This window comes from Rhodococcus sp. OK519, assembly GCF_003051005.1.
Classification (GTDB): Bacteria; Actinomycetota; Actinomycetes; order Mycobacteriales; family Mycobacteriaceae; genus Prescottella.
Window position 1 is genome coordinate 170,680 of record NZ_QAOW01000007.1, and the last position, 13,022, is coordinate 183,701.

At 67.5% G+C, this 13,022-nt stretch carries 12 protein-coding genes; 5 read left to right on the forward strand and 7 right to left on the reverse strand.

Annotation, left to right across the window (positions count from 1 at the left end; all coding sequences use genetic code 11):
• Positions 1 to 43: 43 nt before the first annotated feature.
• Together C8K36_RS25485 and C8K36_RS18245 are read left to right on the forward strand one after the other, a co-directional pair.
• Positions 44 to 943, forward strand: coding sequence for a nuclear transport factor 2 family protein (locus C8K36_RS25485; protein WP_107985932.1), 900 nt, complete (start codon positions 44 to 46; stop codon positions 941 to 943).
• A gap of 133 nt (positions 944 to 1,076) precedes the next feature.
• Positions 1,077 to 1,775 carry a hypothetical protein gene (locus tag C8K36_RS18245; RefSeq protein ID WP_107985933.1) on the forward strand — a complete coding sequence of 233 codons (699 nt, stop codon included), beginning with the start codon at positions 1,077 to 1,079 and terminating at the stop codon, positions 1,773 to 1,775.
• Between the two features lie 59 nt (positions 1,776 to 1,834).
• Here the strand turns inward: C8K36_RS18245 and C8K36_RS18250 are convergent, their stop codons facing one another.
• Complete coding sequence (locus C8K36_RS18250) at positions 1,835 to 3,076, reverse strand: lipase family protein (protein ID WP_107985934.1); 1,242 nt, start codon at positions 3,074 to 3,076, stop codon at positions 1,835 to 1,837.
• Between the two features lie 169 nt (positions 3,077 to 3,245).
• Here C8K36_RS18250 and C8K36_RS18255 point away from each other — a divergent pair, with 169 nt between their 5' ends.
• Positions 3,246 to 3,743: a hypothetical protein gene (locus tag C8K36_RS18255; protein ID WP_107985935.1), complete on the forward strand. Its 498-nt coding sequence runs from the start codon at positions 3,246 to 3,248 to the stop codon at positions 3,741 to 3,743.
• Between the two features lie 5 nt (positions 3,744 to 3,748).
• Here the strand turns inward: C8K36_RS18255 and C8K36_RS18260 are convergent, their stop codons facing one another.
• Positions 3,749 to 4,564: a DUF72 domain-containing protein gene (locus C8K36_RS18260; RefSeq protein ID WP_107985936.1), complete on the reverse strand. Its 816-nt coding sequence runs from the start codon at positions 4,562 to 4,564 to the stop codon at positions 3,749 to 3,751.
• A gap of 120 nt (positions 4,565 to 4,684) precedes the next feature.
• Between C8K36_RS18260 and C8K36_RS18265 the strand changes: the two genes are divergently transcribed.
• The gene (locus C8K36_RS18265) at positions 4,685 to 5,854 is read left to right on the forward strand and encodes an alpha/beta hydrolase (RefSeq protein WP_107985937.1); all 1,170 of its coding nucleotides are present in this window, start codon (positions 4,685 to 4,687) and stop codon (positions 5,852 to 5,854) included.
• Positions 5,855 to 5,932: 78 nt separating this feature from the next.
• Here the strand turns inward: C8K36_RS18265 and bphC are convergent, their stop codons facing one another.
• From bphC to C8K36_RS18285, 4 genes are all read right to left on the reverse strand, one after another.
• On the reverse strand, positions 5,933 to 6,838 hold the full coding sequence (bphC, locus tag C8K36_RS18270; RefSeq protein WP_107985938.1) for a biphenyl-2,3-diol 1,2-dioxygenase: 906 nt from the start codon (positions 6,836 to 6,838) through the stop codon (positions 5,933 to 5,935).
• A 40-nt stretch (positions 6,839 to 6,878) separates the two neighbouring features.
• A complete protein-coding gene (locus C8K36_RS18275; protein WP_107985939.1) occupies positions 6,879 to 8,051 on the reverse strand; it encodes a hydroxylase in 1,173 nt (390 codons plus the stop codon).
• A 441-nt stretch (positions 8,052 to 8,492) separates the two neighbouring features.
• Entirely contained in the window at positions 8,493 to 10,181 is a 1,689-nt protein-coding gene (locus tag C8K36_RS18280; protein WP_107985940.1) for an FAD-binding protein, read from the reverse strand.
• 13 nt (positions 10,182 to 10,194) lie between these two features.
• Positions 10,195 to 11,061, reverse strand: a complete 867-nt coding sequence (locus C8K36_RS18285; protein ID WP_107985941.1) for an alpha/beta fold hydrolase — start codon at positions 11,059 to 11,061, stop codon at positions 10,195 to 10,197.
• Between the two features lie 251 nt (positions 11,062 to 11,312).
• Here C8K36_RS18285 and C8K36_RS18290 point away from each other — a divergent pair, with 251 nt between their 5' ends.
• A complete protein-coding gene (locus C8K36_RS18290) occupies positions 11,313 to 11,849 on the forward strand; it encodes a flavin reductase family protein (protein WP_107985942.1) in 537 nt (178 codons plus the stop codon).
• Between the two features lie 99 nt (positions 11,850 to 11,948).
• Here the strand turns inward: C8K36_RS18290 and C8K36_RS18295 are convergent, their stop codons facing one another.
• On the reverse strand, positions 11,949 to 12,842 hold the full coding sequence (locus C8K36_RS18295; RefSeq protein ID WP_107986054.1) for an IclR family transcriptional regulator: 894 nt from the start codon (positions 12,840 to 12,842) through the stop codon (positions 11,949 to 11,951).
• Positions 12,843 to 13,022: the final 180 nt, after the last annotated feature.

The following is a 13,022-nucleotide window of genomic DNA, read 5'->3' on the forward strand; positions in this document are numbered from 1 at the left end:
GCAGCCACAGCTGTATTCGCACCTCAGCCCGGAAGGAACGTCGATGACTCTCGAGATTCTGCTGGCCGAACGGGAGATTGCCCGCGGTGTCACCCGGTTCGCACGCGCGATGGACGAACGGGACTGGCCGGTGCTGCACGAAGTGATGCTGCCCGACGCAACCGCCGAACTGGGCACCGGAACCCTGCACGGGCCGGGCGAGGTGGAGGCCGCGATCCGCTCGTTCCTCGACGACTGCGGACCCACCCAGCACCTGTTGGGCAACATGCTGATCGACGTCGACCTCGCGGCCGGCACCGCGACCAGTCGCACGTACGTGTCCGACCTGCACCTCGGGGTCGGCGACCAGCGGGGGCTGAGCTTCTCCACGCTCGGCGACTACCACGACGAGTGGCGGCTCACCGACGGAGCGTGGCGAATGAGCCACCGCACCAAGCACATGCACGGAACCCAGGGCGAGATCGAGGTGCTCGGGGTGGGTCCCGGACACTGGGACGCCGGGTCGTCGCCGGTGAACCCGCGCACTGCGGCCGCCGACATCGAAGCCGTCAAGCACCTCAAGGCCCGCTACTTCCGGCTGATGGACAACAAGGACTGGGACGGCCTCGCCGCCGTCTTCACCCCCGACGTCTCGATCGACATGACCGAAACCGGTGGCGGCGTGACGAGTTCGGTGGCCGAGTACATGCCGTTCCTGCGGGCGAGCATCGAGCAGGTCCAAACGGTCCACCACGGACACACGCCCGAGATCACCCTCACCTCGGCGACCACCGCGACCGGCATCTGGGCGATGGAGGACAAGCTGTGGTGGCCGGACGGCGCCGTGCCCGGGCTCGGCAGCCTGCACGGCTACGGCCACTACGTCGAGGAGTACCGCAAGACCGGCGACGACTGGCAGATCAGCGCGATGCGTCTGACCCGGCTGCGCACCGATACAGCATAACGACACCGGGCGATCCTGAAGGATTCCTCTCGCTAGGCGAGAGGAATCCTTCAGGATCAACGTAACGATCGACCGATTTGCCCGATACCGTCTGCACAGGGGCCGGAACCCCGATGCGCAACGGGGAGGGAACATGTCGAGGTATCGGCTTGTCGTGGTGGGGATCGTCGGATTGCTGAGCGTCGTAGCGTGCGGGTCCGCGGAATCTGCGCCCCCGACCGATCCGGCCGCCTTTCGTGCGAGCCTGCTACCGGGCGCGTCGGAACTCCCCGTGGGGGCGGTGACCGAACCGCTGCCCGGCGAGGAGGAGATGGTGCTCAGCCTCAAGCTCGACGCCCCGAGCACCGGCACCGGGCTGGAGACGACGCCGACGTTCGATCCGCCCGGATGCGAGGCCGAGAACAACTACTCGGACGCGGCGCGAATCGGGTTGATCGAGAACGGCTCCGCCGCCGGCGCACTACTCGGGGACGACCGCGGCTACATCATGCTGGTCAGCGAGACCGACCTGGATGTGCAGCGAATGGCGAACGCCCACACCGGAGCCTGCTCGACCTACACGGTCACTTACGACGACCCCGCCACCTTCGGCCGCACGGTCCGCACCGAACGCCTCGACCTCCCGCCCGCGCTCACGTCGGAGAACGCCGTCGTCGTCTCCGAGGTCACCCACTCCGACAACCCGAAGTGGGCCGACAAAGAGGTTCTGCTGGGATACGCCGCCGTCAACGGTTACACGGCGATGGTTCTCGCCTACCACGGCAAGGAGTTTCGCTCCGAGTTCGAGGACGTGTTCACCCGGGTCGTGGGGAAGGTCCGCAACCACACGTGAGCGGGAACCACGAAGGGCGGCCCGACATGGTCGGACCGCCCTTCGACCGGTGAACGAGATCAGGAGAGACCGGGCACGACGGGCGCACCGCAGTTGGGCGTGGTCGGACGGCCCATGACGCGGTCGTCGAGCCACTTGTAGGCACCGGGGATTCCCAGCAGCGCGAAGCCGACGTGATCCACACCGGGACCGGAAACGAACTGGACGTCGACGCCGCGGTCGCAGTACTCCTGGACGACGCCGGTCATCGCCCAGTCCGGGATCAGCGTGTCCTTGCTGTCGTGGAAGACGTACAGCGGCATGTCCGGAGTGTCGGCGGTACGGCCGAGCGAATTGATCTCGAACACCTCTCGCACACTGGGAACGTCGGGGATGTTGCCGACGGTGGAGTACTGGTCCAGGCTGACGTTGTTGGTGTTCTTCAGCAGATCGGGGAGGCACTGGTTGGTCAGTCCTGTGGCGAAGGCGATGCCGTCGGCGTTCAGGTAGTCCTGCGGGCGCACCTTCTCCGGGTAGGCGCGGGACAGGCCGAGCAGCGAACCCCACGCGGTGAACCCGGCCGCCGGCTGCCTCGCGCTGAGTTCGGCGAGATTGCCGGGGACGCCGCCCTCGGCCGCGCCGAGGACGTTCAGCTCGGGCGCATACGACGCCTTGAGCTGCGCCGCCCACGCCGTCGCCTGGCCGCCACCGGAGTAGCCGTACATGACGACCGGCGACTTCGACAGCCCGAGCGGCGCGTGACGCTGGGCGCCGCGGATGCCGTCGAGCACAGCATGACCCGCCTGGTAGCCGGCGATCCAGGCCATCTCGGGACCCTCGTAGTCGGTGGCGACCACGGCGTACCCGAGCGCGAGCATGGGTGCCACGAGCGCCAGGTCGGAGTCGGCGCCCTGCGTCAGCTCGACCGACGGGTTGCACTGCAGCCCCAGCGAATCCGTGGGCACCTGCAGCGACAGCAACGGCCGCTCCCCCGGCCCGGTCCAGGGCCGGTTCGGGACGACGACCGTGGCCGCGGTCGACTCGGGAGCGCCGTGCGCGTCGGAACTGCGCACCAGCAACTGCGTGGCGGTCACAACGGGCCACGCCGTGTTCGCCGGGTAACGCACCTCGGCCGCTCGCGCGCGAATGACGTCGCCGGGGGCGTAGTCGGCCACGTTGCCGGGCTCCTGATACCAGGTGTCCGCCAAAGGAATCGGTCCGGGTAGAGGCGGATTCGGCGCCGCCGCGGCGGGGGTTGCCCCGAGGGACACGGTCACGGCGAGCGCGCCGAGCGCGGCACCTATCGACCCGGTGAGTTTCATCGTCGAATCCTGCCTGTCGTTGAACGTTTGTCCAAGATCGTCGGGTCGTTTTTAGCAGGCAGCACGCCCGATTCCGGGTAATCGCGTGCGTACACGCCGCGCGTTGACGAAGTCCTGGCGGATCAGATGTACGTTCGGTCGTACCGAGAAGCGGCGGGGGGAGTGAGGGATGGCGGCTCGAAAGCGACTGCCGCTCCGTGCGGCGCTGACACTCGTCTTCGCACTGACCGCGACGACGGCACTCGTCGCGGCGATCTGGAACACCGCCGACGAGACCCACCGCTGCCTGGATGTCGAGCCCGCCGTCAGTGCGCGAATCGCGAGCCTGCCCACCGACGGGCCCGTGAAGCCACGTGCCGCGGTGGCCGTGCGCGCACCGTGGATCGAGCGGGACCTGAGCGCGCGCCACTACCGCGACGTCGGCGCGTACTACGCAGTGGCGATGAGTTTCACCGCCCCCGACGGCACGGAACACCGTGGAACCTGGGGCGTGGCGACAGGGCCGCAACCGGCGGAATCGTTCGACATCGACACTGACACAGTGAGTTTCGAGTCACTGGATCGATCGGCCAGACAGTGGACCGCGTGGCCGCCCTACGCCACCGAGTCGTATGCGGAGGATTCGTCTGCGGTGGCCGACGCCCGCGCGTGCCTGGAGCGGGCCTGACCGGATCAGTCGAGCCTTCCCAGCAGCGCCATGGCATCGAACGGCGCGTAGCCCTTGACGTCGTTGTCGAAGTACACGAATGCGTCCCGCCCGGCGGCGGTCCACCCGCGGACCTTCTCCGCCCACCGGTCGAGGGCGTCGTCGGTGTAGCCGCTCGCGTACAGCTCAGCGTCGCCGTGCAGCCGGGCGTACGCGAAATCAGCGGTGTCCTCGTCGATTCTGGGGTACCGGCCGGCGGTGTCGGCGAGCACCATCGCGACGCCGTGATCGCGGGCGATCGAGACCATCTCGGGTACTGCGAAACTCTCGTGCCGAACCTCGAGCGCGTGCCGGATCGGGCGGTCGGCATCCGTCGTGTCGAGGACCCGGTCGTCGGAGAGTTTGTCGTCGCGGCGAGCGGCGAGGGCGCAGGCCGCCGTCGTCGTCCGCGGCAGCAGGCTCAAGAACTCCTCCATCACCGCCGCATCGAACTGCATGTTCGGCGGCAACTGCCACAGGATCGGCCCGAGCTTCCCGCGCAGCGCGAGCACACCCGCGGCGAAGAAGTTGGCGAGCGGGACTTCGACGTCCCGCAACCGGCGCACATGCGTAACGTAGCGGCCGCCCTTGACCGCGAAGACGAAACCGTCGGGCGTCTCGTCGTACCACTTCGCGAAGCTCGACGGCTTCTGCAACGCATAGAACGACCCGTTGATCTCGATCGACGTGAGATGCGTCGCGGCATACGCCAGTTCCTCGCGGTGCACCAGACCCTTCGGATAGAAGCCGCCTCGCCATCCCGGATACACCCATCCCGAGATGCCTACCCGGACGTCCGCCATGCCGACGGAGTCTAGGCCGGGGACGGACCGGGCGAAACGTCTTTCACCGACCAGGCGATATCTGTCCGAGGATCGGAGTACCTTCGACCCTCGGTCCGTGACGATTTGGGGGTTTCCGCAATGTTGGTTTCCGAGCCTCGGCGTGCAGCCACACGCCGTCGACTTCGGCACGCCGTGCTCGGCGTCTCGCTCGCCGCACTGGTGACGGTGCCGTTGGCCGGCCAGGCAGTGGCCGCACCCGGCAGCGCCGGGAGTACCGGCAGCCTCGGCAGTGCCGCCGGTGGGTCGAGCGGCAGCGCTGCCGCCAGCTCCGACAACGGCAGCGTCACCGCCGGGTCGGTGATCCCCGGCCCCCTGCAGAACGAGCATCCGTCGCTGCCCCCGCTGCGCGACGACATCACCACTGCGGCGATCACCGGCGAGGAGCACAAGACCGATCAGCTCGTGCGCTTCACCGTCGCCTCACCGGCGCTGCGTCGCGAGGTCGGTGTGGAAGTACTCCTGCCGAAGGATAATTCGGTGCCGCGTCCGTCGATCTATGCACTCGAGGGTGTCGATGCGCGCGAGGACATGAGCGGCTGGGGCACGATCGGCGGTGCGCCGGCATTCTTCGCCGACAAGAACGTCAACGTCGTCATGATCAATGGTGGCGTTTCGGGCCTGTACACCGACTGGGACCGGGCCGACCCCGCCGTCGGGCTGCACAAGTGGGAAACCTTCATCACCGAGGAACTGCCCACCCTGCTCGATTCCCGTCTGAACACCAACGGCGTCAAGTCGCTGCTCGGCATCTCGATGGGCTCGCAGGGCGCGATGATGCTCGCGCACCGCAATCCCGGCATGTACCGCGGGATCGCGGTGTTCAGCGGATGCTACTCGACGGTCGACGACCTGGGACGACTCAGCGTGCAGTCGACGGTCTCGTCGCGCGGCGGCGACATCGCGAACCTGTGGGGTGAGGTCGGCGGACCCGAGTGGGCCGCTCACGACAGTGTCCGGAACGCAGAGGCACTGCGCGGCATGGACATCTACGTATCGGTAGCGTCGGGGGTGCCCGGTGAGTACGAGGATCCGGCGGCGTCCGACTGGTTCGACCGGGTGTTCATCGGCGGCCCGATGGAGATCATGGTGAACGGCTGCACCCGTATCCTCGACGCGCGGCTCGACGAACTGAACATCCCCGCGACCTTCGACTACGAGGCTGTCGGGATCCACGGCTGGTCGTATTGGCGTGACCGGCTACCCAAGGCGTGGCCGACCCTCGCGCGGTCACTGGATCTGCCGGCCTGACGACACAACGAAAAGTAGGGCCCCACACGGACGAATCCGTGTGGGGCCCTTACTCGTAGAGCATCACTTACCGAGCGATCACGCCTTCGGGATGAACGCCTTCAGCGGCTCCGAGGCCGACCAGTCGTGGCCCCAGTAGCTGTCCGCCGTGATTTCCTCGGCGGTGTAGTAGGTCTCGTCGACCGGCATACCCTCGGTACCGAACTCGAGGTCCCAGCCGCCGGGTGCACGCACGTAGAACGAGATCATCTTGTCGTTCGTGTGGCGACCCAGCGTCGAGGAGATCGTGAAGCCGTCCTTCGCGACGCGGTCCAGTGCCTGGCCGACGGCGTCGAGGGTGTCGACCTCCGTCATCAGGTGGACCAGACCGGGCTCGTCGGTCGGCGGCGCCGGGCACAGCGCGAGGCTGTGGTGACGCTCGTTGACGCCGAGGAAGCGGACGCGCGACTTGCCGTCCGCGAGCCGGATGGCGCCGCGCGGCAGGAAGCCGAGCACCTCGGTGTAGAAGGCGTACGACTCCGCGAACTTCGCGGTCGGCAGCACGACGTGGCCGAGGCCCTGCGTGCCGGTGATCCAGCGACCGCCGTGCGGCGTGACGACCGGACTGTGGTCGAGAACCGGTCCGAAGAAGACCTCGACGCGGGTGCCGGCCGGGTCGTCGAACGCGATGACCTTCTCGGCGTCGCGGTAGGTCGACTCCTCGTGCGAGAGAACCTCGACCTCGATGCCCGACTTCTCGACAGCTTCCTGGACGCGCTGCAGAGCGAACTCGTCACGCACCTCCCAGCCCACTGCGAGAGCCTTGTCGGACTCGCCCGGCAGAACCGCCAAGCGCGAACGGCGCTCGTCGACCCGCAGGTAGAGGCCGTCGGCCTCGGGCCCGGTGCCGATCGCCATACCGAGGCCGTCGACGAGCAGCTCGCGCCAGCGGGCGATGTCCTGAGTCTGGATCCTGAGGTAACCGAGACCCCGAATTTCCGTCATATCAATCCGTCCCTGAGTGGGTGATACAGGTGGGTTCGAACTAGATCATCGAGCGGTGGACGCCCTGCGGCTCCCCACCGAGCTGCGTCAGCGCCGACGAGTGGTTGATCGAGCCGGGCACGTGGATCGCGTGCGTCAGGCCGACATGCGCGTCACGCCAGAAGCGCTGCAGCGGCAGCGTCACCTTCATGGCGCCGCCACCGGCGCGGGCGAAGATCTCGTCCAGCGCGCTCACTGCACGCCACGCGGCGTTGGTCTGGGTGCGGCGGCCGATGGCGCGCTCCTCGAAGGTGACCTCCTGGCCCTTCTCCGTCTTGTCCCAGAAGCGGTCGACGGTCTCGAGGATCGCGACGCGCGACGCGTTGATCTCGTCGGCAGCCTGACCGACGGCGTAGAGGACGTACGGGTCCTCCTTGATCGGGACGCCGGTGACCGCGACGCGCTCCTTCTGCATGTTGATGTACAGAGCGAGACCGCCCTCGGCCATACCGATCAGCGACGAGGAGATGCCGAGCGGGAAGATGCAGGAGAACGGGAACTTGTACAGCGTCTCGTCGCGTCCGGCGTGCTTGGCACCGTTGCCGCTGAGGACGATCTCGGCGTCGATCGTGCGGTACTCGGGGATGAAGGCGTCCTTGACGGTGAAGTCCTTCGAACCGGTGCCGCGCAGGCCGACGACGTTCCAGCTCTCGTGGTCGACGGTGTAGTCCGCCTTGGGAACCAGCACGTGCAGGATCTTGCCGGTCGGCACACCCTTCTGGTCACCGACGAGAGCACCGATCATGACCCACTCGCTGTGGTCGTTACCGGTGGAGAACGACCAGCGGCCGTTCAGGATGTAGCCGCCGTCGACCGGCACTGCGACACCCATGGGCGCGTACGGCGACGCGATCCAGGTGTTGATGTCCTCGCCCCAGACCTCGTGCTGCGCCTTGGGATCGAAGAAAGCCATCTCCCACGGGTGGACGCCGACGATGCCGGAAACCCAGCCGGTGGAGCCGTCGACGGCACCGAGAGCCATGGCCGTCTCGGCGAACTCGCGGGGGTGGGACTCGAGGCCGCCGAACTCCTTCGGCTGCAGCATCCGGATGACGCCGGCGTCGCGAACACGCTTCGCGTTGCCGTCCGACAGGCGCATGAGCTTCTCGCCCTCGATGCCGCCCTCGCGGATCTCGTCCGCGAACTGCATGATGTTGTCCAAAACCTGACCCATTGCTATCAGCTCTCTCTCTGCGATCCCACGGCGACGCGGGTCAATTCTTAGCGGCCAGACCTACTGCGAACTAGAGCAATTGGTCTTCCTGTCCTCCGGCAAGCTCGGGCGCCCGGACTCGATGAGAGCTCGGAGGCGCCGTGAGGCCTGGCATGCGCGGCGGCATGCTCGAGGAAGCTGGGACGGACACCGTCGACGTGGAGGTCGAGGGAGGTGTCTGGTTGCCCGCACCGGTGTGCCGGATGGTGCCTGCGAACATGGCGCCCTCCTGGTGCGGATCGGAGACCAACGCTATTCGATTGCGCTGATCGTGTGGTTGGAACGGTCCCAGGAATCGCCCTGGGAGGACAAAACATCTCCCGCTCAGCGGGACTGGAATTCGGCCACGTCAGAGCCGGTTTCCCAGTCCCGCTGAGTGAGCGTTTCGGGGGGACTTTCGGACTACTTCGTCCCGGGTCCGTCGACGCGCTTCACGTCGCTGTCCGCGACGTGGTTCGCAGCCACGTAACCGAACACCATCGACGGGCCGATGGTGGCGCCGGCGCCGGCGTACTCGTTGCCCATCACCGATGCGGACGTGTTGCCCGTCGCGTACAGGCCGTTGATGACCGAACCGTCCTCACGCAGGACGCGCGCCTCGGCGTCGGTGACCAGACCACCCTTGGTGCCCAGGTCGCCGGCCTCGATGCGGACGGCGTAGAAGGGGCCCTTGACGATCTCGTCCATGGCCGCGTTCTTCATCGTCGGATCGCCGTAGTACTGGTCGTAGGCACTGTCGCCGCGGCCGAACTCCTCGTCCTTGCCGGTGCGGGCGTAGCCGTTGAACCGGTCGACGGTCTCGAGCAGGTTCGGCGCCGGGATGCCGACCTTCTCGGCCAGCTCGCTCAGCGAGTTCGCCTTGTGCACGATGCCCTTGTCGTAGAAGCCCTGCGGGAACGGAGCACCCGGGAGGACCTGCGCGAACGGGTACCGCGAACGAGCCTTGCTGTCCATGATGAAGTACGCCGGGACGTGCCCACCGTCGAGCTGGTCGTGCACGAAGTTCACGTACGGCGACGACTCGTTGGTGAAGCGCTTGCCGTCCTGGTTGACGATGACGGCCGGCGGGATGGACCGCTCGGACACCAGTGGGATCACCGCACCCATCGGGTGCATGACCGACGGCATCCACCACGCGTCGTCCATGAGGTCGACGGCCGCACCGAGCTTCTGGCCCGCGAGGATGCCGTCACCGACGTTCTCGCGCGCACCGGCGCTGATGTTCGGGACGCCGTTCTCGGGCAGGTACTGCGCGCGCATCTCGTTGTTGTGGTCGAAGCCACCGCTGGCGAGCAGGACACCCTTGCGGGCGCCGATGCGCACGGTCTTGCCGTCCTTCTCCGCGACGATACCGACGACGGCACCCTTGGAGTCGACGATCAGTTCCGTCATCGACGTCTTCAGCCACAGCGGAACACCGGCGTCCTTGAGCGCCATGCGCATGCGGGCGACGAGCGCGCGACCACCGGTCGCCATGTGGCGGCGACGGATGACGTTCGACGACACGCGCCACGCGGCGACGAGCGACGCCCGGCGTCCGCGCCACGTGCGCTTGACCATCGCGAGGTCGCGGTAGTCCTTCGAGGTGATCCACAGACCCAGCGGGCCCTTGAGGCTGTTGGGACGCTGGTACTTCTCGTCCTCGCCGAGCACGCGGGTGTCGAACGGCGTGCACTCGGTGGTGCGGCCGAGGGGACGTCCGCCCTCCTCCTCCGGGTGGTAGTCGGAGTAGCCCTTGACCCAGTAGAACTCGATGTGGGGGCTGCGCTCGAGCAGTTCCATCATCGGCGGGCCGTTGTCGACGTACGCGTCGAGACGCTCGGCCGATGCCTTGCCGTCGACGACCTTGTCGAGGTAGCGGCGGACCGACTCGCGGGAGTCGCCGGCGCCCTTGCGCACCAGCGCAGGCGCGTTCGGGATCCAGATGCCGCCGCCGGAGATTGCGGTGGAACCGCCGTACGTCTTGCCCTTGTCGATGATCAGCGCCGACAGGCCGCGGTCCGCGGCAGTGATGCCGGCGGCCATGCCGCCGCCGCCGCTGCCGACGATGAGGAAGTCGACGACGGTGTCGAAATTGTGGTTTTCAGTCATTTTGCTCGGCACATCACTTCTGGTCGCGCAGGAGGAAGGACAGGACGGACGCGACCCACGCGTCGCGGGCCTCGATCATCGTCCAGTGACCGCAGTTCGGGAACACGTGGAACTCGGCGTTGGGGATGTCGCGCATCGGCAGCAGGCCGAGGTCGACGGGGCTGACGCGGTCGTCACGGCCCCAGGTGAGCAGGGTGGGGGCCTTGATCTTGCCGAACTGAGCCCAGTACGGGGTGCCGTTTGCCTGCGCGTTGGCGGCGGCCATCGCGGCGAACGCCTTGCTGCTGTACATGCGGCGGGCGATCTCGAGCGTCTTGGGCTCGGTCGCGAGCGCCCAGCGCTCCTCGATGAGCTGCTCGGTCACGATCGCGGGGTTGTAGACCATCGAGTGCAGCCAGCGGACCAGGCTCTCGCGGGTCGGGTTGTCGGTGAACTCCATGAGCAGCTTGATGCCCTCGCCCGGCGAGGACGACAGCACGTTCTTGCCCATGCCACCGATCGAGACGAACTTGTTGACGAGCTCGGGGCGCGCGATCGCGATGCGGGCGCCGACGACACCGCCCATCGAGTTGCCGATGATGTCGACCGGGCCCAGACCCAGACCCTCGAGGAAGACGGGGACCGCATTGACGGCCTCGACCATCGGGTGGCCGTCACACGGATCGGAAACGCCGAAGCCGGGGAACTCGAGCACGTAGCAGGTGAAGTGCTTCGCGAAGTCCGCGAGGACGCCGCGGTAGTTGCGCCAGCCCGTGACACCGGGGCCGGAGCCGTGCAGCAGCAGCAGGGGCGGACCGTCGCCGGCCTGGTGGTAACGGAGCACGCCCTGATCGGTCTGCAGTTCCCGCAGGGTGTCCTCGTAACTCAGCTCAGTAGTCATCGTCCGCCTCTATCCGTCGCAAAATGTCATTCGGGTCACAGCCCATCAGGGCAGCAGGGTGCCAGTCGACGCGTCGTAGATCCATATCGCATCCCGATCAGCGAGACCATCGGGTGGCGCAGGCCACACCGCCGAGGTCGGTTCCGCTGATCGAGACAGCAATTCAGGGCTGCCGACATGCAGCCATACGCTCGCAAACATCGACTTCGGCGCACTGACGCCGAGCAGTTTCCCGAATCGGAGGTGGCCCCATGCCCACAGAGGCGATTGCACAGGAGAACCCGGTGGGAGCCGAGCCGACTCCGGCCGACATGCGCCGCGTCATGGGTCAGTTCGCGACCGGCGTGACCGTCGTGACGGGCGTGGACGACGAGGGCCCCGTCGGGTTCGCGTGCCAGTCGTTCGCGTCGGTGTCGCTGGAGCCGCCGCTGATCCTGATCTGCGCGGATCACCGCGGCCGGGCCTGGCCCCGCATCCGCGAGACCGGACGCTTCTGCGTCAACGTCCTCCACGAGGACCAGACGGAGCTGTGCGCCCGGTTCGGCTCGAGCAAGGGCCGCAAGTACGAGGACCTGGACTGGGAGCTGTCCCGCTGGAACACCCCGTCGCTGCCGGACGTGCTGATGCGAGTCCACGCGGAGGTGCACGAGGTACACACCGCCGGCGACCACGACATCATCATCGGCCGCGTGCTCGAGCTCGACGCCGTGTGCGAGGAGCGCCCGATGGTGTTCTTCCGCGGCCAGTTCGGCATCGCGGCCCCCGAACTGGTGGCCGCGGGCTCCTGATCCCGGCGCGTCGGTGCCCAACGGGAACCGGCGGCACACCTCCGCGAAGAAAGTGTGCCGCCGGTTCCCGTCGGGTTCCGCGCGAAGGTCAGCTACCCGTCAGATCCACTGCCCGCTCTGGATGGACAGCAGTCGGTCCATCGCGTCGGCGGACCAGGTGTTGACGGGCGGTTCGGGTGCCCGGCGGGCGCGCCGCGGAGTGCCCATGTCGGGGTACAGCGTGCGCGACACCTCACGTGCGGCATCGACCACGAGGGGCGCGACGCGCTCGAGTTGAGCGGTCCGCGCATCCCCGCACAGCGAGATGCCGGCGACCGGGCCGTCGTAGCCGCGAACCGCGACGCCGACGCAGGCCACGCCGCGCACCGATTCGCCGCGCTCGAAGGCCAGACCACGACGCTGCCGGATCCGGTTGAGCTCCTGGTGGAGTGTGGCGACGTCCGTGATGGTCCGGTCGGTGCAGCGGCCGAGGCGCGCGTCGTACAGGCTGTCGACCCGCTCCGGATCGAGCCACGCGAGCATCGACTTGCCGCCGGCCGTCGAGTAGGCGGGACCGCGGCCACCGACCCGCGACGGCAGCGTCGATGCGAAACGCCCGCCGACCTTGTCGAGGTAGACGCTCTCGTTCCCGTCCAGCACCGCGAGGTGCACGACCATGCCGGTCTGCATGTGCAGTTCGTGCAGCAGGGGGGCGGCCGCGGCACGGATCTCGCTGTGCCCACCGTCCCCACCACCGAGACCGAGCGCGCGGCGCCCGAGGCAGTATCCGAACGAAGCGTGTTCCACCCAGTTCAACCGCACCAACTGATCGAGAATCCGGTGCACCGTCGATCGCGGCAACTGCGTACGGCACGCCACTTCCTCGAGCGTGAGCCGCGATGCTCGACCGTCGAACGCATCGAGAATCAGGGTCATTCGTTCGACCATGGAAGGCGGCAGCTCCCGGCGCGGGGCCGGGGTAGTGACCGACTCACCGGAATCGACGACAGTCATCGACACCTCCAAGCAACATCTCGAGCCCCTGGCCAGAGAGGCAATCTGACTCAAAACTGAAATCAATTCTGACAGGCTAGCAGGAAAGTCCCGCTGGGCGGGACCTTTTCTTGGTCGACCGTTTGTCCGAATCGGACATTGCCATCATGACCTGCCCGCGCTCGCGGCGCCGTCTGAACC

What these genes read in the sequence shown, in the direction of transcription:
- C8K36_RS25485 (WP_107985932.1), top strand. Translation starts at nt 44, where the DNA reads ATGACTCTCGAGATTCTGCTGGCCGAACGGGAGATTGCCCGCGGTGTC.
- C8K36_RS18245 (WP_107985933.1), top strand. Translation starts at nt 1,077, where the DNA reads ATGTCGAGGTATCGGCTTGTCGTGGTGGGGATCGTCGGATTGCTGAGC.
- C8K36_RS18250 (WP_107985934.1), bottom strand. Translation starts at nt 3,076, where the DNA reads ATGAAACTCACCGGGTCGATAGGTGCCGCGCTCGGCGCGCTCGCCGTG.
- C8K36_RS18255 (WP_107985935.1), top strand. Translation starts at nt 3,246, where the DNA reads ATGGCGGCTCGAAAGCGACTGCCGCTCCGTGCGGCGCTGACACTCGTC.
- C8K36_RS18260 (WP_107985936.1), bottom strand. Translation starts at nt 4,564, where the DNA reads ATGGCGGACGTCCGGGTAGGCATCTCGGGATGGGTGTATCCGGGATGG.
- C8K36_RS18265 (WP_107985937.1), top strand. Translation starts at nt 4,685, where the DNA reads ATGTTGGTTTCCGAGCCTCGGCGTGCAGCCACACGCCGTCGACTTCGG.
- bphC (WP_107985938.1), bottom strand. Translation starts at nt 6,838, where the DNA reads ATGACGGAAATTCGGGGTCTCGGTTACCTCAGGATCCAGACTCAGGAC.
- C8K36_RS18275 (WP_107985939.1), bottom strand. Translation starts at nt 8,051, where the DNA reads ATGGGTCAGGTTTTGGACAACATCATGCAGTTCGCGGACGAGATCCGC.
- C8K36_RS18280 (WP_107985940.1), bottom strand. Translation starts at nt 10,181, where the DNA reads ATGACTGAAAACCACAATTTCGACACCGTCGTCGACTTCCTCATCGTC.
- C8K36_RS18285 (WP_107985941.1), bottom strand. Translation starts at nt 11,061, where the DNA reads ATGACTACTGAGCTGAGTTACGAGGACACCCTGCGGGAACTGCAGACC.
- C8K36_RS18290 (WP_107985942.1), top strand. Translation starts at nt 11,313, where the DNA reads ATGCCCACAGAGGCGATTGCACAGGAGAACCCGGTGGGAGCCGAGCCG.
- C8K36_RS18295 (WP_107986054.1), bottom strand. Translation starts at nt 12,842, where the DNA reads ATGACTGTCGTCGATTCCGGTGAGTCGGTCACTACCCCGGCCCCGCGC.